The 24110-nt window shown below is 65.5% G+C and carries 22 protein-coding genes and 1 tRNA gene; 10 read left to right on the forward strand and 13 right to left on the reverse strand.

Going from position 1 to position 24110, the window contains the following annotated elements:
• Window positions 1-2: 2 nt before the first annotated feature.
• Together IIE29_RS11570 and IIE29_RS11575 are read right to left on the reverse strand one after the other, a co-directional pair.
• Window positions 3-1013, reverse strand: a complete 1011-nt coding sequence (locus IIE29_RS11570) for an ABC transporter permease (RefSeq protein ID WP_209325398.1) — start codon at window positions 1011-1013, stop codon at window positions 3-5.
• Between the two features lie 229 nt (window positions 1014-1242).
• Window positions 1243-1851: a TetR/AcrR family transcriptional regulator gene (locus IIE29_RS11575; RefSeq protein WP_209325399.1), complete on the reverse strand. Its 609-nt coding sequence runs from the start codon at window positions 1849-1851 to the stop codon at window positions 1243-1245.
• A gap of 142 nt (window positions 1852-1993) precedes the next feature.
• Between IIE29_RS11575 and IIE29_RS11580 the strand changes: the two genes are divergently transcribed.
• The 5 genes from IIE29_RS11580 (at window position 1994) to IIE29_RS11600 (ending at window position 7447) form a co-directional block, all read left to right on the forward strand.
• Complete coding sequence (locus IIE29_RS11580) at window positions 1994-3553, forward strand: AMP-binding protein (RefSeq protein ID WP_209325400.1); 1560 nt, start codon at window positions 1994-1996, stop codon at window positions 3551-3553.
• 57 nt (window positions 3554-3610) lie between these two features.
• Window positions 3611-4780 carry an acyl-CoA dehydrogenase family protein gene (locus tag IIE29_RS11585; RefSeq protein WP_209325401.1) on the forward strand — a complete coding sequence of 390 codons (1170 nt, stop codon included), beginning with the start codon at window positions 3611-3613 and terminating at the stop codon, window positions 4778-4780.
• A gap of 97 nt (window positions 4781-4877) precedes the next feature.
• Entirely contained in the window at window positions 4878-5189 is a 312-nt protein-coding gene (locus IIE29_RS11590) for a hypothetical protein (protein ID WP_209325402.1), read from the forward strand.
• 73 nt (window positions 5190-5262) lie between these two features.
• Window positions 5263-6189, forward strand: coding sequence for an AEC family transporter (locus tag IIE29_RS11595; protein ID WP_209325403.1), 927 nt, complete (start codon window positions 5263-5265; stop codon window positions 6187-6189).
• A gap of 133 nt (window positions 6190-6322) precedes the next feature.
• Entirely contained in the window at window positions 6323-7447 is a 1125-nt protein-coding gene (locus IIE29_RS11600) for a TIGR01906 family membrane protein (RefSeq protein ID WP_343071886.1), read from the forward strand.
• A 282-nt stretch (window positions 7448-7729) separates the two neighbouring features.
• On the opposite strand, the gene ppk2 is transcribed toward IIE29_RS11600, so the two are convergent.
• Window positions 7730-8632 carry a polyphosphate kinase 2 gene (gene ppk2, locus IIE29_RS11605; protein ID WP_209325404.1) on the reverse strand — a complete coding sequence of 301 codons (903 nt, stop codon included), beginning with the start codon at window positions 8630-8632 and terminating at the stop codon, window positions 7730-7732.
• 66 nt (window positions 8633-8698) lie between these two features.
• A complete protein-coding gene (locus IIE29_RS11610) occupies window positions 8699-9988 on the reverse strand; it encodes an MFS transporter (protein WP_209325405.1) in 1290 nt (429 codons plus the stop codon).
• A 90-nt stretch (window positions 9989-10078) separates the two neighbouring features.
• Here IIE29_RS11610 and IIE29_RS11615 point away from each other — a divergent pair.
• Window positions 10079-10155, forward strand: a tRNA-Leu gene (locus tag IIE29_RS11615).
• Between the two features lie 174 nt (window positions 10156-10329).
• Here the strand turns inward: IIE29_RS11615 and IIE29_RS11620 are convergent.
• A complete protein-coding gene (locus IIE29_RS11620) occupies window positions 10330-11967 on the reverse strand; it encodes a sulfatase family protein (protein WP_209325406.1) in 1638 nt (545 codons plus the stop codon).
• A 120-nt stretch (window positions 11968-12087) separates the two neighbouring features.
• Here IIE29_RS11620 and IIE29_RS11625 point away from each other — a divergent pair, with 120 nt between their 5' ends.
• Window positions 12088-12978, forward strand: a complete 891-nt coding sequence (locus tag IIE29_RS11625) for a bile acid:sodium symporter family protein (RefSeq protein WP_209325407.1) — start codon at window positions 12088-12090, stop codon at window positions 12976-12978.
• A 240-nt stretch (window positions 12979-13218) separates the two neighbouring features.
• Here the strand turns inward: IIE29_RS11625 and bioB are convergent, their stop codons facing one another.
• Complete coding sequence (gene bioB, locus IIE29_RS11630) at window positions 13219-14478, reverse strand: biotin synthase BioB (RefSeq protein ID WP_209325408.1); 1260 nt, start codon at window positions 14476-14478, stop codon at window positions 13219-13221.
• 127 nt (window positions 14479-14605) lie between these two features.
• Here bioB and IIE29_RS11635 point away from each other — a divergent pair, with 127 nt between their 5' ends.
• Window positions 14606-15070: a hypothetical protein gene (locus IIE29_RS11635; RefSeq protein WP_209325409.1), complete on the forward strand. Its 465-nt coding sequence runs from the start codon at window positions 14606-14608 to the stop codon at window positions 15068-15070.
• Between the two features lie 30 nt (window positions 15071-15100).
• Here the strand turns inward: IIE29_RS11635 and IIE29_RS11640 are convergent, their stop codons facing one another.
• Window positions 15101-15478: a winged helix-turn-helix transcriptional regulator gene (locus tag IIE29_RS11640; protein ID WP_209325495.1), complete on the reverse strand. Its 378-nt coding sequence runs from the start codon at window positions 15476-15478 to the stop codon at window positions 15101-15103.
• Window positions 15479-15588: 110 nt separating this feature from the next.
• On the opposite strand from IIE29_RS11640, the gene IIE29_RS11645 reads away from it, so the two are divergent.
• Window positions 15589-16194, forward strand: a complete 606-nt coding sequence (locus tag IIE29_RS11645; protein ID WP_209325410.1) for an NAD(P)-dependent oxidoreductase — start codon at window positions 15589-15591, stop codon at window positions 16192-16194.
• Between the two features lie 199 nt (window positions 16195-16393).
• Here the strand turns inward: IIE29_RS11645 and IIE29_RS11650 are convergent, their stop codons facing one another.
• From IIE29_RS11650 to IIE29_RS11670, 5 genes are all read right to left on the reverse strand, one after another.
• A complete protein-coding gene (locus tag IIE29_RS11650; RefSeq protein ID WP_209325411.1) occupies window positions 16394-17767 on the reverse strand; it encodes an NAD(P)/FAD-dependent oxidoreductase in 1374 nt (457 codons plus the stop codon).
• Window positions 17768-17857: 90 nt separating this feature from the next.
• A complete protein-coding gene (locus IIE29_RS11655) occupies window positions 17858-19102 on the reverse strand; it encodes a S8 family peptidase (protein WP_209325412.1) in 1245 nt (414 codons plus the stop codon).
• Window positions 19099-20046, reverse strand: coding sequence for a Ppx/GppA phosphatase family protein (locus IIE29_RS11660; protein WP_209325413.1), 948 nt, complete (start codon window positions 20044-20046; stop codon window positions 19099-19101). The genes IIE29_RS11655 and IIE29_RS11660 overlap by 4 nt, the downstream gene beginning before the upstream one ends.
• A 9-nt stretch (window positions 20047-20055) precedes the next feature.
• Window positions 20056-20646: a DUF501 domain-containing protein gene (locus IIE29_RS11665; RefSeq protein ID WP_209325414.1), complete on the reverse strand. Its 591-nt coding sequence runs from the start codon at window positions 20644-20646 to the stop codon at window positions 20056-20058.
• The gene (locus tag IIE29_RS11670) at window positions 20646-21134 is read right to left on the reverse strand and encodes an FtsB family cell division protein (RefSeq protein WP_209325415.1); all 489 of its coding nucleotides are present in this window, start codon (window positions 21132-21134) and stop codon (window positions 20646-20648) included. The genes IIE29_RS11665 and IIE29_RS11670 overlap by 1 nt, the downstream gene beginning before the upstream one ends.
• Window positions 21135-21482: 348 nt before the next feature.
• Here IIE29_RS11670 and IIE29_RS11675 point away from each other — a divergent pair, with 348 nt between their 5' ends.
• Entirely contained in the window at window positions 21483-22505 is a 1023-nt protein-coding gene (locus IIE29_RS11675; protein ID WP_246475904.1) for a DUF559 domain-containing protein, read from the forward strand.
• Window positions 22506-22746: 241 nt separating this feature from the next.
• Here the strand turns inward: IIE29_RS11675 and eno are convergent, their stop codons facing one another.
• Entirely contained in the window at window positions 22747-24027 is a 1281-nt protein-coding gene (gene eno / locus IIE29_RS11680) for a phosphopyruvate hydratase (RefSeq protein ID WP_209325416.1), read from the reverse strand.
• Window positions 24028-24110 lie beyond the last annotated feature (83 nt).

Genomic DNA, 24110 nt, shown 5'->3' on the forward strand with positions numbered 1-24110 from the left:
GGTCATTCACCCGCTTCCAGGGTTCGGGGATCGACGAGGGCCAGCACGATGTCGACGACGAGGATGAGAAGGGTGGCGATGATCCCGAGCAGCAGGATGGTGCCGCGGATGACGGGATAGTCGCGATCGGTGATCGCCGTGACGATTCCGGTGCCCAGCCCGGGCCAGCCGAAGACGGTCTCGATGACGACGGCACCGCCGAGCATGCCTGCCAGGATCAGGCCTGAGAGCGTCAGAGTGGTGGTGAGCAGATTCGGCAGCACATAGGCAGTGGTGATCTTCCAGGTGCTCAGACGCCAGCCGCGTGCGGTGCGCACATAGTCCTGTTCGAGGATGCTCGCCGCCTCCCGCCGCACGATGCGGGCGAGCGCGCAGGCAGGGCCGATCATGATCGCGGCCGTCGGCAGCACGAGCGATGACAGGGTCGCCGCACCCGAGGCGGGGAACCAGCCGAGGAGCACCGCGAAGATGTAGACGATGAGTGTGGCGAGGACATAGTTCGGTACGGCGAAGACGAAGCTCGTCGCGGCGTTGAACGCATGGTCGAGGCCGGGGCGGCGGCCACCGCGGGTGAGCAGAGCCGCCGCGGTGCCGGCGGGCACCCCGAGCAGCAGGGTCAGCACGATCGCCATGAGTGCGATCTCGGCGGTGAAGGGCAGGCGAGCGAGCACGACCGAAGACACCGGCAGGCCGGTGGCGAAGGATGCGCCCATGTCACCGGTGAAGATGCCGCCGACGTAGTTGACGAACTGCGCTCCCAGCGGTGCCTCGAGCCCGAGCGCGGCTCGCGTGGCCTCGATCTGCTCGGCGGTCGCGCCCTCGCCCGCCGCAACGACGGCAGGGTCGCCCGGCAGCAGCGGCACGATGAAGAACGTGATGACGATGAGCAGGACGAAAGACAGCAGCACTCCCCCGCCGCGGCGGATGAGGAACCGGGTCCATGGGTGCTCGGTGGGCCTCCGGCGCCGGGCGTTGGGACTGGCGCCCCGAGTCGACGTGATGGACAGGGCCATGAAGACAACACCTCCTCGTGTCGTGTGCGACTGCCTGGTTCGCCTCGGCACGGAACAGTGCGCTCGAGGACGTGGCCTGAATTACATATTGTCCGCTTTTAGACACACTGTCAAGATTCAGTCGAGACGCAGAACTCTCGGGCGCAGATGAATCGGCCCACAGTGACGCCCGGACCTCAAGACGCGCACTCAGCAGGCGCAGCAGAGCCCTGCAGGCGGACGACTGCGCTCAGAACGTCCCTTCGGGGACCTCGTCGAAGCCGCTGGCCCACATACGACCGTGCACGGACAGCTCGGTGAGCACCTGCGCCACCTCGACAGCGGGAATCGGCCGCTCCTCGGGTTCGAGCCACCACAGCAGCACCGTGACCTGCTCGCCCACCCAGGCGCGCGTGAGGATCTCCGGATCGATCCGGAACTGCGTCCCGGTCACCTCGGCGCGCTTGAGGAAGATCTCCTTGGCCGCCTCGGTGCGCGTGTCGACGAAGATCCGCAGCGCCGTGCCGTCGCCCTCCCCGCGCAGGATCACACGGTAGGCGTCTCGCTGCTCCTCGGCGTGCTCGAAGAGGATCCGCAGCGCTTCGCCGGAGAAGTAGGACGTCTCGCGCAGTCGCAGCTGCTCGAGCCGCGCGGCGAGCTCATCCTGCAGATCGAGGACGATCCGAGTGAGCAGCGCGGGTTTGTCGCGATAGTAGGCGTAGAAGGTCGCGCGCGAGATTTCGGCCTCGGCAGCGATGTCCTCGATGGTCACGGCATCGTAGCCGCGCTCGAGGACGAGATCGATCAGCGACGACTTCAGCGCGCGCTGAGTCCTGCGCGTCCGGCGATTCTCGGCCATTTCCACCCTTCCTGCATTCGAGCCGTCACATCCGGCGACACCTCAGCCACAACGGTACCGACACATCGTCACTTCTGGACTTCAGTGCCCAAAGTTGTACACTGTGTCTAATTCTAGTCACATTGTCGTGAGGAGATCTCGGATGCTCAACCTTGGCTACTACATCGCCCGCGCCGCCCAGCACTGGCCCGCCACCGAGGCGGTGGTCGCCGGCAGCCTGCGCCTGAGCTTCGCCGAGCTCGACGCCCAGTCGACGGCGTTGGCCGGCGCCCTCGCCGCCCACGGCGTCACGCGGGGCACACCGGTGGCGACCTTCGCCGGGAACACCGGAGAGCTCGTCGTCATCGAGGCGGCCCTCTACAAGCTCTCGGCGCTGCGAGTGCCCATCAACGCCCGCCTCGGGGTGGCCGAGACCGCCCACATCCTCGGCGATGCCGGCGTCGCGGTCCTCTTCGTCGATCGCGCCCATCTCGCCTCCGCCGAAGCCGCCGTCGCGGCGGCAGAGGCGGATGTGCGCCTCGTGGTCCTCGGAGACGACGGCGAGCGCGGCTACGCGGACTTCCTCTCCGAGGGCGCAGGCACCGAGCCCTCCGAGGTGATGATCGACGCCGAGGAGTCCGATCCCTGCGTGCTCAACTTCACCTCGGGCTCGACCGGCAAGCTCAAGGCCGCGGTCCAGACGGTCGGCAACCGTCTGGCGAATATGCGCAAACGGCTCATGGACCCTTCGAAGTCGACGGACGAGGAGACCAGGTACCTCGTCGCCGGACCGATCACCCACGCCTCGGGCATGGGAGTCCTGGCCGCTCTCAGCCGCGGCTCGACGATCGTCGTCCTGCCGACCTGGGACGCCGGCGAGTTCCTGCGCCTGGTCCGCGACGAGCGGGTGACCTCTTCCTTCGTCGTCCCGACCATGCTGCACATGCTCCTCGATCACGGCGTGGATCCGGCCGATGTCGCTACGCTGCGATCTCTGACCGTCGGCGGCGCACCGGTCAGCCCGCAGAGGCTGAGGGAAGCCGTGGAGGCATTCGGCCCGATCATCGAACAGGGCTACGGACAGGCGGAGACGACCAGCGGAGTCACGGCGCTGACCAAGGACGACATCGTCCGCGGCATCGAGTCCGATCCGCAGCTGCTGCTCTCCTGCGGTCGCGCCGTCTTCGATTCGGAGGTCGCAGTGCTCGACGACGACGGCAGGCGCGTGCCCGCCGGGGAGCTCGGAGAGCTCGCAGTGCGGGGGCCCGATTGCGTGAGCGAGTACTGGGGAGCTCCGGAGCTCAGCGCGGAGACGTTCCGCGACGGCTGGGTGCTCACCGGTGACATCGCCTATATCCGCCCCGACGGGTACGTCTTCATCGTCGATCGGAAGAAGGACATGATCATCTCCGGCGGATTCAACATCTACTCCACCGAGGTCGAGGCCGCCGTCTATGAGCACCCCGATGTCAGCGAGGTCTGTGTCGTCGGTGCCCCCGATGACCGGTGGGGCGAGTCCGTGACCGCCGTCGTCGTCGCCCGCAGCGGATCGCAGCCGAGCGCGGAGTCGATCATCGACTTCTGCGGTCAGCGCCTCGACCGCTTCAAGAAGCCGCGGCGCATCGACTTCGTCACCGAGCTGCCCGTCAACCGCAACGGCAAGATCGATCGCCGTCAGGTCCGCTCCGGCTACTGGGCCGGGGCCGAACGCAGCGTCAACTGAGCGACCGGCCCACCGCCTTCGGTCAGCCGCAACCACCCATGTCGATTGGAGCCAGACATGTCCTTCACCCTCAACCCCGACTACTCCGACCATCCGCTCGCCGAGACCATCGCGAGCCTGCGCACCTACCTCGAAGGGGAGCTCGCCGAATACGAACAGGAGCACGAGCTGCATCCGGAGTCCCGCTTCGACCGCGCGACCCTGCAGACGGTGTGGAAGCGATCCCATGAGCTCGGCTTCTACGGCATCCACCTCCCGCCGGAGCTCGGCGGACGGGGACTGAGCCACACGGATCTGGCCATCCTCAAGGAGGAGGTCTCCGCCTCGGGACGGGTGCTGTCCCAGAGCGTGCTCGGGGACATGGGAGGGCCTCTGCGAGTGGGTTCGATCTTCCGCTTCGCCACCCCGGCCCAGATCGAACGGTATCTGCTGCCCGTCGTCCGCGGGGAGCGCGCATGCTGCTTCTCCCTGACGGAGACCGACGCCGGGTCGAATGTGCGCGCGATGCACACCGTGGCCACGCCGGAAGGCGAGGGGTGGCGCATCTCGGGCCACAAGGTGTTCTCCTCAGCCGGACCGTTCGCCGACTTCTCGATCCTCATCGCCCGCATGGCCGGCGAGGAGGAGGCGTATTCGGCCTTCCTCGTCGATCTCGACTCCCCCGGCGTCCAGGTCGTCGAGGGCGAGGTCCCCCTGTCCGGCCAGCACATCGAGTCCGACATCATCCTCGACGATGTGCGCGTAGAGCCCGACCAGCTCCTCGGTGAGGCCGGTCAGGGACTGAAGATCGGTCTCGGCAGGGTGACCACGAATCGGCTGCTGCACTGCCCGACGGTCCTGGGGCAGGTGCGGCGAGCGCTGACGCTGACTGTCGACTTCGTCCGCAATCGCCAGGTCGCTGCGGGCTCGATGGCCCAGCTGCAGTCCGTCCAGCACACGCTCGCCGAGATGGCCACCGACTACTACGCGGCGCGCTCGATGACCTTCGACGCCCTCGCCGCCCTCGACCGCGGTGAGGCGATCATGCCCGAAGCCTTCATGTGCAAGCTCTTCGTCGCTCAGAAGGCCTTCTCGATCGTCGATTCCGCAATGCAGCTGCACGGGAAGGCCGGCATGGTCCACGGGTCCGAGATCGAAGGGATCTGGCGGCGCCTGCGGATGTTCCGGATGCTCACCGGCTCCGACGAGATCCAGAAGAACGGGATCGCCAAGGCCCTGCTCTCATGAACCGCCCAGCGGTCCTCGACCTCCCCGAGGTCCGCGATCGTTCCTCGTTGTGAGACCGACGTTCGAGCCGACTGCTGCGTTGCCTACACTGGTGTCCATGAAGGACGCACTCGAAGTCTCCACTGCCCCGCTCGTCGCCGTCGGACTCGTCGGCGGCTTCCTCACTGCCCGTGAGACGGGGGTCCGCCCGCTCGGCGGGGTCGTGCTCGCCGCCGCGGGCGCCTATGCCGCCCGCTCCTGGTACGCGAAGAAGGGCTGGCCTGCGGCGACCGCACTCGGGCTGACCTACCTCGGCGGGTTCGGCGCCTCCCATCCCCTGGCGAAGAAGATCGGTGCGTGGCCCGCGGTCCTCACCGTGAGCGCGGTCAGCGCGGCCGCGTCCTACATCGTCTCGGACAGCGCCGCCTGATCGACACCGGGCTCCCGGCCGGCATCGGGCCCCCGGTGCCCACCACCTCGGAAAGCGAGACCGCGAGTAACCCATGCTGGCTGTGTTCGAAGGCTTCGCCGTCATCGCGGCGGTCATCCTCGTCGGCTTCGTCCTCGGCCGCTCGGGTGTGCTCGGACCACACGGTCAGCAGGTCATCGCGAAACTCGTCTTCTATGCCGGCACCCCGGCCCTGCTCTATGTCACCGTCGCCGACACCGACCTCGGCCTCATCTTCAACACCGCCCTGTTCGCGACAGGCGGTTCGGCGATCATCGTCGGCCTCGCCCTCTTCGCACTCACACGCTGGGTCCGCCGGCGCAGCACCGGCGAGGCGATGTTCTCGGCCTGGGCGACCAGCTATGTCAACATCGGCAATCTGGGCATCCCCATCGCCGCCTATGTGCTCCACGACATCGGCTACGTCGCCCCGGTCCTGCTGTTCCAACTGCTCGTCCTCGCACCGATCGGCATGGCCGTGCTCGACGGTGCAGGTCGGAAGCAGCACGATTCGCATTGGCACTCCGCCCTGTTCCAGGTCCTGCGGAATCCTATCGTCCTCGGCGCGGCCGCCGGCGTGGCTGCCTCGGCGACCGGGTTCGAACTCCCCCGCTTCGTCTTCGAACCCATCGACATGATCGGTGCCACTGCCGTGCCCGGGGCTCTGCTGGCCTTCGGCATCTCGCTCAAGGACGGGTGGGCGCTGCCGGCCAAGGGCACACGTTCGCAGTTGGGCTACATCACGGGCGCCAAGCTCATCGGCCAGCCCGTCATCGCCTGGGTGATCGGCGGCCCGATGCTCGGATACGGAGGCATCGACCTGTTCGCCATCGTCGTCACCTCCGCCCTGCCCACGGCCCAGAACGTCTACATCTATTCGATGCAGTATCGGCAGTCCGAGGCACTCATGCGCGATGCCGTCTTCATCACCACCGTCCTCGCCGTTCCCGCGCTCGTCATCGTGGCCGCGTTCCTGGGCTGAGCGCAGGAGCGAGACACGTGACCGGGCGGCACCGGCGGGTCTGCCGCAGGCGCCTCTCCCCGCGCGACGGTGATCTGCGGACCTGTGGCGTGTCCTACCCGAGATGGTCCTGCCGTTCACTGACAATGGGGATGTGGCTGGAGATGAGAAGAACGACACCGAAGACCTCCTGAGCAGGCGGATGAGTTCAGGATCCGGCAAGGCTGCCGAAAAGCAGTCGGACACCTCGCTGGAGGCTGCCAACGATCCGTCGACGGACACCGAGGCGTTCGATCCCATCACGGATCCCATCGCCGAGGAGACCCCCGGGCACGGCACGGACGCCAAACCGTCGACGGGTCCTGTTCGGGTGGCTCCCGCCCATTCGACGAATCCGCACGCCCAGCAGACGACCGCGAGCACGCGTGCCGGCGATCAGCTCGCAGCGGCCGACACCGGTCAGACACGTGAGGTGCCTGCGAATGCGCGCACCTCGGTGATGAGCGAAGCCGATTGGGCGGCCGTGTCGAAGGCGGCGACCTCGACCGATGCCCGCGATCCCGAGGTCCCGGAGAAGCGCCGGTCGGTCCTCGACGTCATCGGCACGATCTGGATCGTGCTCGCGACCCCGTTCGTCCTCTTGGCACTGGCGGTGCGCTTCATCGCCTCGGGCGTGTTCCTGAAGTTCGAGTACTTCCGCCCGGGCTTCCCTGCCGACCGGTTCGGCTTCGGCTCGGCCGATCGCGAGCACTATGCCACGTACGTCATCGACTATCTGCACAACTTCGACTCCCGGCGCTACCTCGCCGATGTCGTCATGCCCAACGGGGAACCGATCTTCATCTCGGAAGAGCTCAGCCACATGGCCGATGTCAAGGGACTGATCTCCCTGCTCTACCTCGTGGCTCTCATCGGACTCATCGGCGCGGTCCTCTTCGGCCTCTACATGTGCCGTCGAGGCGGCATGGGCATCCACACGGGAGTGCGCCTGGGAGCGATCTTCAGCATCATCGTCATGGGTGCCGTCGCCGTCGTCGCACTGCTCGGCTGGGACAGCTTCTTCCGCAGCTTCCACAAAGTCTTCTTCGCTGACGGAACGTGGGAGTTCTACGCCGACGACTCGCTCATCCGGCTGTTCCCGCCGCAGTTCTGGGTCGATGCCGGCATCGCCGGTGGAGGCCTGTTCGTCCTCCTGGCGATCGTCCTCTTCTGCTTCAGCTTCACCGGTCACAAGAAGCGCCGCGCTCTGCGCAAGGCCCGGAAAGAGGCCGACGCCTGAACAGCTGATCGGCAGCGATTCTGCGGGTGAGATTCCCGCTCCACGGTTCCGGCCGGGTGGTCTTTCCCCTTCCACCCGGCCGAATTTCTCCCCCGGCACCAGCGGAATCTCGTCCCGCGTTCGCTGCGGGTGGATCCATCGCGATCCAGCGTCGGATTTCGCAGTGGATCCACCCGCAGCGAACCGACCAGATTCCTCCCCGGCAACAATCGTCGACGAGCCGAGGCCGGTCACTGATCGGACCGTGGACCGGTCGGCAGCCGGTTGCCGAAGCCAGCTGTCTCAGTCGTCGACGGCGTCACGCCCTCGGCGCACGAGCAGCGGGTCGGCGTCGTAGACGACCGAGGTGTCCTTGTCCTCGTAGTCGAACTGGTTGAGGAAGCAGCGCATCGCGTTCAGCCTGGCTCGCTTCTTGTCGTTGCTCTTGATCGTGATCCAGGGGGCGTGGTCGGTGTCCGTGCGGCGGAAGGTCTCCTCTTTGGCCTTCGTGTAGTCGTCCCATCGGTCGAGTGATTCGAGATCCATCGGAGACAGCTTCCACCGCCGCACCGGATCGATCTGACGGATCGCGAACCGAGTGCGCTGCTCGCGTTGGGTCACGGAGAACCAGAACTTCGTCACGTGGACGCCGGAATCGATGAGCATCTTCTCGAACACGGGAGCCTGCTCCATGAATGTCTCGTACTCCTCGTCCGTGCAGAAGCCCATCACCCGCTCGACGTTCGCCCGGTTGTACCAGGAGCGGTCGAACATCACGATCTCTCCGCTCGTGGGCAGATGCGAGATATAGCGCTGGAAGTACCACTGACCGGCTTCCCTGTCCGAGGGCTTGTTGAGTGCGACGACGCGCGCCGCACGAGGGTTGAGATGTTCTGTGAACCGCTTGATCGTTCCGCCCTTGCCGGCGGCGTCGCGGCCTTCGAAGACGATGACATGTTTGGCGCCGGTGTCCTGACCCCAGTACTGGAACTTCAGCAGCTCGACCTGCAGCCTGTACTTCTCGAGTTCGTAGGCTTCTCTGTCCATCTGCTCTGCATAGGGATACCCCTCGCGCCAGGTCTCGACGGCTCGGCCCAGGGGGTCGATGAGGTGCGGGTCCGTGGTCTGGCTGTCCTCGACGGCATAGCCTTCGAGGCGGAGTTTGTCGATGTACTCCCGCAGGTTCTCCTGGAACAGATCGTTCACGAGATCCTCCCCTTCCGATGTCGACACGTGCCGTGCCCGGTGCGTGCTGGCGCTCCCGGATGAACTTCAGGTTATGCGATCGAAGTCGCGCTGGGGAATGATTCCGAGGCTGAGCAAAGGTGCGATTGCGATGACACCGAAGGACAGAGGGCAGCCGAAGGCAGTCACGAGTGCGCCGAAGCCCGGCCCCAGCAGGGCCGACATGACGAACTGCCCCGTGTTCTGCGCGCCCATCGCCTTCCCCGACCAGCAAGGTCCCGCCGCCTCGGCCACGGAGGCGAACGCGAGGCCGTTGTCGGCGACGGACACCGCCGAGGCGAGCACGAAGACGATGGCCGCCGCGATCGGCATCCGATCTAGTGAGAGGAAGGCGATCGCGCCCGTGAACACCACGGCGGCGATCGCCACCATGCGCATGAGCCCGACCCGCGACCGTGTGCGGTCGGAGAGCCCGCCGACGACCATGCGACCGAGGGCACCGACGATCTGGGCCGTGGCGACGATCCCGCCGGCAGCTCCCGCACCGATTCCCTGTACGGCGATGAGCCAGATGAGTCCGTAGGTGGAGAAGGCGAACTGCGGAATGACCAGGAGGGCGGAGACCGCGTGGATCCGCCACAGGAAGGAATCGCTGCGGTAGGGGTTGACCCCCGAGGCAGGACTCCCTGACGACTCCCCCGCCGAGGCCGCTCCCGGCCCGGCAGATCCGCTCCCGGTCGCCGTCGGCTCGGAGGCGGGGGCACGGTCGAGGTCGGCCACCTCGGTGCGGGTGGACGCCTGCGGTGGGTTGCGGATGACGGCGAAGCAGGTCAGGGTCAGTGCCCCGGAGACGGCGACGACGAACCACAGATAGGCGGGGAAGCCGCCGGCCGCAGCGATCGGCGGGACGGTCACGGCCGCAACGCTGGTGCCCAGGGGTTGAGACATCTGTCGGATACCCATCGCCAGTCCCCTCCGATGGCGGGGGAACCACCCCATGACCACGCGGCCGCTGGCGGAATTCACCGATGCCGCGGCCGCTCCGGAGGCTGCGATGACGATCACCATCCAGATCGGTGAGTCGACGACGAGCACTGCGACCGCGGAGGCCAGGGCCGTGAAGCCGATCCCCAAGGTCATGGCGAGCCGTTCACCGTACCTGTCGGCGAAGGCGCCCCAAGCGATGAGGGTCAGGATGAGACCGAAGCTGGGTGCCGCGGCGACGGTGCCGGCCTGAGTCAGCGTGAAGCCGAGGTCGGCATGCATATGGGGAATGAGGAACGCCGGACCGGCGATCGCAATGGTGGCGGCCATCTGGGTGAGGACGCCGACGACGAGGATCACCCAGGCCTGGAGGCTCGGTCGGCTCGTCGTCATGGCTCGAGGCTAACTCCGTCGGGGAAGCGTCTGCGGCGCGTCTCAGATCGCGGCATCGTCGGTTAGCCGATACAGTGTGTTCTGGAGTGTCCCCCTATAGCCCAATCGGCAGAGGCAGTCGACTTAAAATCGATTCAGTGTGGGTTCGAGTCCCACTGGGGGGACCATGGAAAAGGCATCTGCGACGATGCCATTTGCGAAGATCAGTCGACTTCAACGGGAGATCGAGCAGTCATCGGAAACCCAACTGCTTCGTTTCAGTCCTTAATGCCGGAGGATCTCCGACACCTGCAGAGCCGCTGGCGCTCGTAGGGATCTGCAGAAACTCGGCGTGCAGGTCTTCACTCGAGACCTTGGCTCTTCGCCCGGGCACGCACTTCATCCGCACTGCTCATCCAGTCGATCTGCGACCATTCCCCCGTAGGATCATTGCGATGATTCGGCTGATCCCGCCCCGGGGTGCTCCTGCCGCGAGCGATGTGGTCCTCGAGCACAGCCTGCATCATGTGCACACGCTCCGGGTGATCGTCAATCACATTGTTCTGCTCGCCAGGATCCTCGCTGAGATGATACAGCTGGGCCGGGACATAACGAGTGGCAGGACCACCGTGAGCAGCCTCCCAGTCGGCATCCATGCCGTCTCCGGTCGTGGTGAAGGCGAGTTTCCATTCGCCCTGACGCAAGGCGAAGCCCCCTCCGCCCGAGTGGGAGACGACGTCCGTGCGCACGGGGCCCTCGCTCCCTCGCCACAGCGGCAGGTTGCTGATCGAGTCCTCCGCCGCATCATCAGGGACGCCCAGCCCCAGCACCTCGGCAATCGTGGCGAACAGATCAGAGTGCGAGATGAGAGAACGACTGCACGATCCCGGTTCGATCTGCCCAGGCCACCTGACGATGTGCGGCTCACGGTGGCCCCCTTCCCAGATGTCCGTCTTGTGCCCCCGCCAGCCGTTCGACGGGTCATGCCCCTGGGCACGCAGAGCGGGCAGTCCGGCCACCCCGGAGGCTCCGTTGTCCGAAGTCACGATGATGATCGTGTCATCAGCGGCCCCGGCCTCGTCGACCCGAGAGACGAGCTGTCCGACGTAGTCGTCGAACTGCAGCACGAAATCGCCGTACGGTCCGACACCGCTGCGGCCTTGCCACGGCTCGTTCGGGATGGTCGGACCGTGCACGAGGTGACTGGGCACATAGAGGAACCACGGATCGTCGGCTGCGAGCATGTCGTCGAGGACTTCCAGCGCTTTCGCCTGGAAGCGGGGAGCCACCTGGGCGACGTCGTAGCCGTCGACCATCGGACCCTTCTGGATCTGCTGCTGCTGGGAGTCGGTGCGGCGGTCGAGATGGTACTGGTCCCCGCCGAAGGTCGTCGGAATGCCCTGCGCCTGCCCGTTCTCGATGTACACGAATGGCGGCTGGTCGAGACTGGCCGCCGTGATGAAAGAGTAGTCGAAGCCCATCTCGTCGGGACCGAAGGTCACCGGCTTGGAATAGTCGATATCGAGGCCTTCCACTTCGTAGAGGTGCTGCGGGTCGAAGTTCCCGTTCCGGCCATACCGATGCTCGGGGCAAGGGTGTTCGTCAGGGTCGAGTCCGAATGACTCGAGATCGTCGCCGGAGTCTTTGAGCTGCCAGTCGAGTCCTAGATGCCATTTGCCCACGACCGCCGTGCGATATCCCGCCGAGCGGAGGAACTCGGGCACCGTCAGACGATGTTTCTCGATGAGGGCCATCGAGTCTCCCGGCAGCACCGAGCGCTTCAGCGGGGAGCGCCAGTTGTAGCGGCCGGTCATCAGTCCATAGCGTGAGGGAGTGCACAGGGCCGACGTCGAATGGGAATCGGTGAAGCGCATGCCCTCTCGGGCCAGGCGGTCCATGTTCTCCGTGGTGAACTGTGCGTCGGGATTGAAGCAGGAGACGTCTCCCTGTCCCAAGTCATCGGCCAGGATGTACAGGATGTTCGGTCGCTTGTGCGCCATTTCCACTCCCTTTCGTCGTCGTCACAGCGGCACGCCGCCCTCCCAGCCGGTCAGGGCCCGCCGGCCACCGGTTAGTCTGAGAATATCCGGGGCGGAAGAAGAAAGCGAAGGAGTCGGCGGATGCAGGAGCTTGCGCAGTCCATGGTGGGTTGGCTGACGCCGGTGTTCGTCGTCTCGGCCATGCTCAATGTCGGATTGACGCAGAAGCCCGCAAATATTCTCTCTCACCTGCGCCACTGGCAGTACCTGCTGAGAATGGCTCTGGCCAACTTCATCATCGTCCCCGCGCTGATGATTTTCCTCATCGGCATCTTCGGCGTCGATGGGCCGTACGCATCGGGCCTGATCATCTTCTCGGCCGCGGCCGGTGCCCCACTGCTCATCAAACTCACTGCCCGCAGCCGCAACGACGTCGCGGCCGGGGCCACTGTGCAGACGGTGCTCATGGTCGGCACCGTCATCGTCCTTCCCATCCTGTTGCCGCTGCTGATCACGGGAGTCGAGATCGATGTGCAGGCGATGATCGCCAGCCTCCTGCTGCAGACGATCGCCCCGATGGCGGTGGGGATGGTCCTGCACGCAGCGGCTGAATCATTCGCTGCTGTCGTCCAGCCATGGGTGGCACGACTGTCCAATGTGACTCTGTACGCGATGCTCGCGGCCACCTTGGTCGGCAACATCGACGTCTTCACAGACGTGCGGATGTGGGTCGCGCTCGGCACCGGTGTGCTGGCACTGCTCATCGCTTTCTCCGTCGGTCACGGTGCTGGCCTGGCGCAGCCGACGGAATCGCAGATCGGGGCTCTGGGCACGGCCCAGCGCAACACTGCCGCCGCGGTCATCGTCGCCCAGGGCAGCTTCGAGGATCCCTTGGTATTCCTCACAGTCGTGCTCCTGAACACGGTCATGATGTTCCTCCTCCTCTTCCTGGCCACGCTGATGTCGAAGAACATCAGAATGGCCCTGCTCGAGCCCCTGGAGGCCGATCCGCCGCATCGGCGACGCACCTGATGCGCTTCTCTCCTGCGGAGATCACAGAACGGATCACTCCGCCTCAGGGAAAGAGCTTGCCTGAGCCACAATGTCCTTGAAAGCGCTGGGGACTACAGAATTGGCTCCGACCGACAACGATGCGACGTGAAACCGCTGAAGCACTCGAGAGAGAGAGAAAGCGTCTGCGGTCGCGTCCGCGGGCTCGCTTGCATGGGATGGCGAGCCTGTGCGCGACTTCGACCGGGACTCCGTGCAGGCTCAGGCATTGGGAGAGAGCTCCGTGCCGGCACCTCGGCGACGGATCGTCGGAATCCTCACACCCGAACCATCGGCCTCGTGACCGACGGGCGGCAGCGGTTTGCCGCACGGCAGGGTGGTGGCCGCGGTCGGCGCCGAGGCGGGCACGCTCTCGGCATCGACAGCAGTTGTGCCCTCGCCCCTCGTCTCGTCGCGCTTCGTGTCGACGGGCGCTGCGCTGTCGAAGGCGGCCTGTTGGGCTGCCCGGTAGGCCTTGAGCTCGTCGCGCAGCTGCTGGGCACTGTCCGTGCCGACGATCTCGAACCCGCCGTCGACGATCATGTCGAGATCCTCTTCGGCAGCCTGTCCCTCAGAGGTGAGGTAGTCGCCGAGGAAGAGAGAATTGGCCACGTGCAGCGACATCGGCTGCAGCGAGCGCAGGTGCATCTCGCGGCCTCCCGCGATGCGCAGCTCGCGGTCCGGACACAGAAAGCGCACGGCGCAGAGAATCCGCAGACAGTGCTGTGGAGTCAGCGTGTTGGTTCCCTCCAAAGGAGTGCCGTCGAACGGGATGAGGAAGTTGACGGGGATCGAGTCGGAATCGACGGCTTTGAGCGATTCGATCGTCTCGATGATCTGGTCGTTCGTCTCGCCCATGCCGACGATGAGGCCCGAGCAGGGAGAGAGCCCCGCGCCGCGGGCCTTGTCGACGGTGTCGACGCGATCGGCGAAGGTGTGAGTCGAGCAGATGTCGGCGTAATGGGACTCCGCAGTGTTGAGATTGTGATTGTAAGCATCGACACCTGCTTCTTTGAGACGCTGCGCCTGGCCGTCCCTGAGGAATCCGAGGCACGCGCAGACCTCGACGTCGGGACTGGCGGACTTGATCTCCTCGACCATGCCTGAGACGCGCTCGACATCCCGATTCGACGGACCGCGGCCGGAGGCGACGAGGCAGACGCGTGAGGCGCCTCCGGCCAGGCCGAATTCTGCCTGCCGTCTGGCCTCCGCCTGGGGCAGCCACGAGTATTTGAGTATCTCCGCCTCGGAGCCCAGTCGCTGCGAACAGTAGCTGCAGTCCTCCGGGCACAGACCGGACTTGAGGTTGACGAGGTAGTTGACTTTGACCCGATTGCCGAAGTGCTCGCGCCGCAGCCGGGCTGCGGCCGCAACGAGGTCGAGCAGATCCTCATCAGGAGACGACAGAATCGCACGGGCATCAGAAACGGCAGCCGGAGTACCGGAGAGCACCCGCTCCGCGAGTGACAAGTAGCTATCCATATCGTCATTATTGAACACTGTTCAATTGAGAGCAAAATCAGGCGCGGTGGACGACGAGCTGAGACCGCACATTGGGGCGCCTTCCCAGCTCCTCGCTTCCCGGCCCCGTTTGGGGCATGATCGACTCATGTCCATCCTTCTTCTCGACAGGCGCCTCGAGCCACAGCGAATCGACGAGTTCGCAGATCAGGGAATTCCCGCTCTCGATGATTCGAAGGTGCTCCCGGGACCGGCTGTGATCGTGGACGCGGCCGCCACCCCGGACTCCTCCGGTCGAACTTCGCAGACTCGTCAGATCACCGGTGTCATCGCCTCCCGACCACTCGCCTGCCGTGAGCAGGACGGCGCTTGGGTCGAGGTCGACTTCGAAGCGGCCGACCACTGGACTCAGATGACCGACGAGCTGCGTCGGCGGCTCATCGACGACACCCGAGCGACGCTCGACGTGAAGGAGTTCAAGCAGGCGACCAATGGTGCAAGCGCCTCGCTCATCACGAACAACTGGGTCTATTCCGGCACCCCTCGCGTCTACCGAGTCGCCGGCCGTCTGCGCCAGTTCGTCGCCGTTCTCGGCGAGCTCACCCGCGGCTGATCATCGCCGCGATCCTCGTCGTCCGAGTCCTCAGACGCGAGCGGTCCTCTCCTCGTGACGATTCCGATTCCCGGCGATCGCCGCGACATTCGCCTCTGCCCACTGGCGCAATGCCGTGACGGGCTCCTGCAGGGACCGCCCGAGCTCGGTCAGCGAATACTCCACCCGCGGCGGAGTCTCGGCATACACCTCTCGGTCGACGAGCCCGTCTGCGACGAGGGAGCGCAGCGTCGAGGTGAGCACTTTCGGAGTGATCCCGCCGATGGCCAGACGGATTTCGCTGAATCGCCTCGGGCCGGCGTCGAGGACATCGACGATGAGCACCGTCCACTTGTCCCCGACCCGGTCGAGCACGATCCGGGTCGGGCATTCGGGGTCGAAGGCATCGCCTTCCCAGTGAACTCTCATGGCCATGATCCAATAGTATCTTTGAGGTACTCGATATCTCAAAGATACTGTGATCATGTCGGCATACGACTCCACGCATCGCATCTGCGATGCCATACGAAAGGAAGCAGATGAAGATCGCACTCTTCGGAGCATCGGGCATGATCGGATCACGCGTCACCGCCGAGGCGGCCTCCCGCGGAATCGAGGTCACTGCCATCACCCGCTCCGGCACCGAGGTCCCCCATGCGGCTGGTTCGCTCACAGGCGATATGTCCGATGCCGAGCTCGCCGCCCGGATGGCCGCCACTCACGATGTCATCGTGTCCACGACCGGCCCCAGCCGCACCGGCGGGGACCACCAGGAATGGCTCGATGCCCTGTCGACTCTGGCGAAGGCCAGCGGCGACACCCGTCTCTTCGTCGTCGGAGGTGCGGGGTCGCTGTTCGTCGGTGATGTGATGCTCAAGGACACTCCGGGATTCCCGCCCGCCTACAAGGCCGAGTCCGAGACCGGCACGAAGGCACTCGAGCTGCTGCGCTCGGCGAATCCCTCGCCGTGGACGCTCATCTCCCCCGCCCCGGAGATCGCACCGGGCGAACGCACCGCCATCTATACCAGCGAACTCGACGTTCCGGCCGGCGACTCGATCTCCGCAGAGGACTTCGCTGTGGCCATGGTCGACGAGATCCTCGATCCGAAGCACATCGACTCCCGGTTCACCGTCGCGAACTGAGCCGGGCTCCCGCAGGCGGGGGCAAAGCGTGCCCTGCCGTCGCCGGCGCCTTTCACAGACGCAGACTGGACTTGACGGTGGCTGCGCTTGACGCAGAGGGTGCTGAATAGGCAAGCGCCGGGGATGCATGACTGCATCCCCGGCGCTTTCGCCTCATCAGGGCTGGATACCGGATGGCACCGGCTGCGAATGCCTGAGATCAGGCCTTCGCGGACTCCTTCTTCGGTGCCGGCTTCGAGTTCGCGGCCTCGACGAAGTTCTTGCGCGGAACGTCGAGATCGACCAGCGGCATGGTGTCCCGTCCGAGGATGGCGTTGAAGAACCAGTTGCCGAAGACCTTGACCTTCCGGTCCACGGTCGGGATGGCGTAGCCGTGGTAAGCGCGGTGCATGAGCCAGGCGAGGAGACCGCGAGCCTCGAAATCGCCCATCTGCGAGACGCCTTTGTACAGACCGAGGCCCGCCACGGTGCCGATCGTCTTGTGGAAGTACTGCTTGAATTCGGTCTCTCCGCGCAGCGCAGCGAGTACGTTTGCGGCCAGAACCGGAGCCTGACGCACTGCGTGCTGGGCGTTGGGCACGCAGTAGCCGCCCACGCCGCCGCCGGAGAGGTCGGGGACTGCGGCGTTGTCACCGGCGGCCCAGGCACCCTCGACGACGCCGTCATCGCCTTCGACCCGCAGGTCAGCGCGGACGGTGACGTTGCCGCGCTCGTTGATCGGCAGATCGGAGTCGATGAGCACCGGATTCGCCTTGACGCCGGCCGACCATACGATGGTGTCCGCGTCGAATTCCTCACCGTTGGAGAGCTTGATGTGCTTATCGGTGCAGTCCTGGAGGAAGGTCTCGAGGTAGACGTCGATTCCGCGCTCACGCATGTGCTCGACGACCCAGCGGGCCTGAGCTTCGCCGACCTCCGGCATGACACGGTCGACAGCCTCGACGAGGACGAAGCGCACATCGGCCTCGGTCAGCGTCTCGTACTGGGCGATGGCCGAGCGGACCATGTCCTCGAGCTCGGCAAGAGCCTCGATGCCCGCGAACCCGCCGCCGACGAAAACGAAGGTCAGAGCCTTGCGGCGTTCCTCGTCGTCTTCCATCAGTGAGGCATCGGCCAGACGGGAGAGGAAGTGATCGCGCAGCGCGACCGCTTCTTCGATGCGCTTGAGCGCGATCGCGTTCTCCTTCAGACCCGGAATCGGCAGCGCACGAGCGACCGAACCGGCGGCGAGCACGATGTGGTCGTAGTCGAGCTCGAATGCTTCGTCGTTCTCGGGTTCGATGGTGGCGAACTTCTCGGCGTGGTTGATCGAAGTGACCTTCGCGGTGATGACCTCGGCGCCCGGCAGGTTGCGACGCAGCGGCACAACGGCGTGGCGGGGCTCGATCGAACCGGCTGCCACCTCGGGGAGGAACGGCAGGTAGGTCATATACGGGTTGGGGTCGACCACGGTGACGGTGGCTTCGCCCCGGCCGAGGTTCTTCAGCAGATTCTGGGCGGTGGTCAGGCCGAGGTAGCCGCCACCGACGACGAGGATTCGTGGACGCAGTTTTGAGTTTCTGATGAGTGCCATATTCCCATGCTAGACCCTTGTGAAAACTTTCACTAATTGTTTCTCCACAGGCTTCGAACACCCAGATCAGAGCTGTCCCGGACCGGGGAATCAGCGTCTGCGGCGGGCGAAGGAGAGCAGCGAGGCCACCATGAGGACCACCGAAACCAAAGCACCCGCCCCGAGGGCGACGAAGCCGAGTGTGGGCGTCGGCTGCGAGGAGGCGATGTCCATGGGTGCAACGGCCTGCGGACTCTCGCTCTCGTCCGGCGACGCGGTTTCGGTCTCCTTCGCCTTCGCTTCCCCGCGGCGGTGCATCTTCACCCAGTCCTCCAGCTGCTTCTCCGCGGAGGGCACCTTCGCGGGGACTTCGGCCTTGAGCGCGGCCTTCGGGTCGAGACGGCCCCATCCGACGATCGGATCCGGATCACCCTTCTTGCTCACTCCTTTGTGTCCGGAGACCGGCTTCGCGCTCGATTGCAGCTTCGCTCTCACCTCATCGGCGCTGAGCTTCGGGTCGTCCGCTCGGATGAGGGCCGCGACTCCGGAGACGATCGGCGAGGCGAAGGAACAGCCCTGGCCCTCTGCGTAGCCTCCGCTGTAGTACGGAATCGGGATGTCTTCGGCCGGCCCCATCAGGTCGACAGCGGTGCCCGGAGCGGTGGAGTCCTCGAGCACCTTGCCTTTCTTGTCCAGCCCCCCGACGCCGATGACCCCAGGCACGGTCGAAGGAGACCAGGCCTGGGTCGCGCCCTGGGAGGCATTTCCGACGCAGGCGACGACGAGCACATCCTTCTTGTAGGCATAGGAGAAGGCTTTGTCCCAGCTCTCCGGCCACCCCGGATCGTCCCACCCCAGGGACATGTTGATGACCTTCGCCCCGGAGTCGACGGCCCAGCGGATGGCCTTGTCGGCCTGCTCGCGGGTTGAGCCGGACTCCTTCGGCCGGTCGGGGCCCAGCCACATCGACGCCGAGAGAATCGTCGCATCAGGGGCGACACCGATCGGACCCGCCCCGGTCCCCTTCCCGGCGATGACTCCGGCGACTGCGGTGCCGTGGTGGATCGTCGTCTTCCCACCGATCGGAGTCTTGCCGTCCTTGCCGAGTCCGCTGAAGTCCTTGGACTTGCCGACGACACCGCCGAGGTCTTCATGGTCGGCGTTCACGCCCGAGTCGATGACGGCGACCTTGACGCCCTTGCCGGTGGATGTCTTCCAGAGCTTGTCGATGCCGTAGTCCTTGATGAACCACTGACCGGGCCCGGCTTTGGGCGCAGCGATGACCGGGTGCGTGGTGCCGACGACGAGCCCGAGGACCAGCAAGGCGACGGCGGCGAGTCTGGCTGCCGCTCTCACGACCGCGTCAGCGCGAGATCCAGCGCTGTCCCGTCGAGGATGTCGGTCTCAGAGATGCGGATGCCGAGCTCACCGCCGGCCTCGGTCACCGCGCGGTCGATCCGTGCGACGATGCGGGCGAAGAGCAGGGAGCCTGCACCGATGACGTCGACGCGCCCCGGGTGCATGTACGGCAGATCCGCACGGGACTGGCGGTCCATCGCCAGCAGCCGCCGGGCCTCGTGGTCGACGTCGGCGACGCTGATGCGGGCACCGTGGATGCGTTCTCGCTGGTAGCTGCCGAGGCCGAGAACGCCTGCCGTGACAGTGGTGACGGTGCCGGCGACTCCGATGAAGGTGCGCGGGGCCGAGAAGTCGACGATCTGCGCGGCCTGGTCGAGCTGGGCATCGATGTCTGCGATCGCCGCCCGTATCTGCTCGTCGTCAGGGGTCTCGACAGGCAGGTGCCGTTCGGTCAGGCGCACGGATCCGATGTCCATGCTCACGGCCGCCTCGACGTCTTCTGTGCCGAGGACGAGCTCAGTCGAGCCGCCTCCGAGGTCCATGACGATGAAGGGTCCGTCTGCTGGGCCGAGCTCGGCGGTGGCCCCGAGGAAGGACAGTCGCGCCTCCTCATCGCCGGTGATGACGTCGGGGACGACGCCGAAGATCGAGAAGATGCCGGCGAAGAACTCATCGCGGTTCTTCACGTCACGGCTGGCAGAGGTGGCGACGAACCTCAGCTTCTCCGGCTCATACTCCGCAGCCACCTCGGCGAATTCCCTTGCCGCGCTGAAAGTGCGCTCCAGAGCTTCGGGAGCGAACTCGCCCGTCGCATCGACGCCCTGGCCGAGACGGACGATCCTGGTCTCGCGGCGAAGATCGGTGAGTGCGCCGTCGGCGGAGACATCGGCGACGAGCAGGCGCAGGGAGTTCGTTCCGCAGTCGAGGGCAGCAACACGCATGGTCGGGTCCTAGTCAGTCGATTCGGTGGGGGCGGTGGCCTCGGCGACGTCCGCACGCCCGGGCGCGTCCGTCTCGGCCCGGGAAGCGGGCTCGGCGACCGTCTCGGCCACCGGCGGCACATCGTCCATGAACGTCAGCGCGCGATCCCCGATCGGGTTGACTCCGGGACCGGCGGCGAGCGAATGGCCGACGAGCGCGTGCAGGCATTTGACCCGACTGGGCATACCGCCGGCCGAGTAGTCCTTGATCTCCTCGACCTCCGCGAGACCCGCTGCGGAGCCGATCTCCGACCGGACGGCCAGATAGGCTCGGTGCGCGGCGGCGTATTCGCCGGCGAGCTCCTCGTCGTCGCCGAGCTCGGCTGTCCATTCGGCCATGATCCCCGAGGCCTCCAGACGAGAGCATTCCGCCACATAGGCCGGATGGGTGAGGTAGTAGGTCGTCGGGAACGGGGTGCCGTCCTCGAGTCGCGGAGCCGTCGCGACGACGAGAGGCTCACCGGAGCCGCTGCGGGCGGCGATGCCGACGACTCCGCGGGGAATGCGGCCGAGCTGGTCCTTCAGGATCGCGAAATCCGCCTCGGTGCACTCTGTGATCATCAGCTCTTCTCCACGGTATTGCCGACCTCTTGAATCGACTCCAGCAATTCAAGGTACCAGGCTTGCTTGCGAACCGTCCGATCCGACTCGGACTCCTCGTCGACGGCCTCCTGGTTGGTCACGATGACCGCGTTCTTGCCCTTCTCCACGTAGTATTGGTCCGCCCGGGCCTTCCTCTTGATGTATTCGGGATCCTTGAGGTTCTCGTTCTTCTTCTCGAGGCTCTTGACCTCGGCGCGCGTGGTCTCGATCTCATTGTTCAGCGCAGCGATCTGCTGGGCCTGCTTCAGCGCGGAATTCAAAGGCGCGAGGAAGGCGAAGAGGACGATGGCGATGACGACGAGGAACATTCCGGTGCGCCAGGACATGCGGTGCCGGTGCACGTCAGCGGAGGCATCGGCTTCGACGACCGGTTTCGGGCGTCGACGAGGGGAGGCCTTGCCAGGAGCCGATTTCGGGGCACTTCTTCTGGGCTTGCTCGGGACCATGCTTCTTTCCTCTGCGACCGGGGATCGGGGAAGGGTGTCGCAACATCTCCAAGTCTGCCGTGTCCGCACACGCAGCGCGAGGATTTCGCCCTCATGGCGTGTTCGATTCCGCACCGCTGCCGGTACACCCTCGCACGAGCAGCTTCGCCTACACGTACTGAGGCACCCATCACCATCGGCACCATGACCTCTTGTTCCTGCACGATGTTTCGACGCTGCGGGTGCGTGGCGCGCGGGACTGGTCCCGTCACATACGTCATGCCGTTCAGACTCTTCGCACACGACGAACAGTCATCCACAGGGTTATCCACAGGCAGGCACGCTGCCATTGCGCTTTCATGTAGTTTGATGCACTTTGTATCCATGTACAAACTAGTGAGTACCGAAGAGATCGTCCGGCTCGGATTCAACCACAGCGATATCAGACGCGCCCGTTCCTGTTGTCTGCGCCGGCTGTCGAGGGGCACGTACCTCGTCAGACATGTCTGCGACCAGGACTTCCACCGACCTCTGTGGGCCAGCATCGATGAGAAGGTGCACCAGGTCTTCATTGAACACGGCGACATGCGCGACCAGGTGGAAGAGCTCAACGCCTCGGTGATGGCTCATTACGCCCAGCGTTCCGACCGACTGACCGACGCAGGGAAATCGAATCCGCCGCCAGAGGTCTTCTCACACATCTCAGCGGCCCTCATGCACAGCCTTCCCGTCGCCTACCCCGTCACCCATCAGGTCGAGGTCGTCCGCCCCGGCATCAACCGTCGGTTCAAAAGCATCCACGTCCGCGGCAGTCGCATCCCTCGCTCGCATCGGACCACCATCGGAGGCGCCGAGGTGACGACCCTCGAGCGCACACTCATCGACGTCGCACGCAGCTACAACCTCGACATCTCCGTGGCCATGCTCGACGATGCGCTGCGCCGCGGACTGACGAGCAAGACCAAGACCTTCGAGACTCTCGCACAGTGCCTGGAGAAGAGGAACGTCTCGAAGGTCAGGTCGGCGATCGATCTCTCCGACCCTCGTCGAGAGTCCCCCGCCGAGTCGATTGCCGCGGTGAGGTTCTTCCAACACGGCATCACGGGAATGGAACCGCAGATCATGTTCCGCGCCGAGTCCCTGCACTCGGACGTCCGCGTCGACTTCCGCCACCAAGAGGCACGGCTGATCGTCCAGATAGACGGCATCGGCAAGCTCTACCTCGGGTCGGGAGTTCCCCGGGAGGAGCTCGAGAGGGAGCGCCACCGCGAGCAGTGGCTGCGTGACCGCGGTTGGCGGGTGGTGCGGATCAGCTGGAAGGAGCTGTTTCAGGAGGCGAAGTTCGAAGAGATCAGGCGGGCCATCCGGGCCGCACAGAAGATACAGGCCTGATCCCTCACCGCAAATGCCGTCTCTTCCCGAAGCAGCGGTGCGGAATGCCAGCAGCGCTCGAAGATTCTGCTCCGGCTCGGAAGCGACGGCAGCGGTGGCGGATGCTCGACCTCACGGGCTGCCGCAGCGCCCTATCGCCAGGAACGTCGAGGCGGGGCCGGCGATCGCTGCTGATCGTCCGACCCCGCCTCGGCGAGCTCAACCGGTGCCCGGTTCCGAACCCTCGGTCCGGGCCGCCGGCTCAGGCCTCGAAGCGCGGGAATGCTTTGCGGCCGGCGTAGCGTGCGGCGTCACCGAGCTGTTCTTCGATGCGCAGCAGCTGGTTGTACTTAGCGACCCGCTCGGACCGTGCCGGTGCGCCGGCCTTGATCTGACCGGCATTCGTGGCGACAGCGAGATCGGCGATCGTCGTGTCCTCGGTTTCGCCCGAACGATGCGAGATCATCGTCGTGTACCCGTTCGTCTGCGCCAGGGAGACGGCGTCGAGAGTCTCGGTCAGGGTGCCAATCTGGTTGACCTTGACCAGCAGCGAGTTCGCGGTGGCGTTGTCGATTCCGCGCTGCAGACGCTCGGGGTTGGTCACGAACAGATCGTCGCCGACGAGCTGGACCTTCGAACCGATCGTTTCGGTGAGCGTCGCCCACCCGTCCCAGTCGTTCTCGTCGAGGGGGTCCTCGATGGACACCAGCGGGTACTTCGCCAGCAGCTCCTCGTAGTATGAGGCCATCTCCTCGGCCGTCTTCCTGCCGCCTTCGAACTCGTAGACTCCGTCGCTGTAGAACTCGGAGGAGGCCACATCGAGGGCGACGGCGATATCTCGTCCGGGACGGTGACCGGCGATGTCGATGGCCTCGATGATGAGGTCGAGCGCCGCGGCGTTCGAGTCGAGGTTCGGAGCGAATCCGCCCTCGTCGCCGAGCCCGGTGGACAGGCCACGCTCCTTGAGCACGCCCTTGAGCGCGTGGTAGACCTCAACGCTCCACTGCAGCGCTTCATGGAAGCTTGCGGCACCGATCGGGGCGATCATGAATTCCTGGATATCGACGTTCGAGTCGGCGTGGGATCCGCCGTTGAGGATGTTCATCATCGGCACGGGCATGACGTGTGCGTTCGGTCCGCCGAGGTAGCGGTAGAGAGGCAGATCGGCCGAGACCGCTGCCGCCCGAGCCACCGCCAGCGAGGTGCCGAGCATCGCATTCGCACCGAGGCGGGATTTGTTGTCGCTGCCGTCGAGTTCGATGAGAGCCTGATCGACCAGACGCTGATCGTCGCTCTCGAGGCCGACGATGACCTCGTGGATCTCGTCGACGACGGCGTCGACGGCCTGGGTGACACCCTTGCCCAGGTAGCGTTCCGGATCTCCGTCGCGCAGTTCGACGGCTTCGAACTCGCCGGTGGAGGCACCGGAGGGGACTCCGGCCCGACCGACGGACTCATCGGCCAACAGCACTTCCACCTCGACGGTGGGGTTTCCCCGGGAATCCAGGATTTCACGGGCGTTTGCGGCAACGATCTCAGCCACTGAGTACTCCTTCACATTTGGTTTCACATGGGGAACATGTGCCTGCGGATCAGCATAATGCACCGGGGGTCCGGGCTCACTTC

It is taken from the genome of Brevibacterium renqingii (assembly GCF_017808095.1).
Taxonomy (GTDB): domain Bacteria; phylum Actinomycetota; class Actinomycetes; order Actinomycetales; family Brevibacteriaceae; genus Brevibacterium; species Brevibacterium renqingii.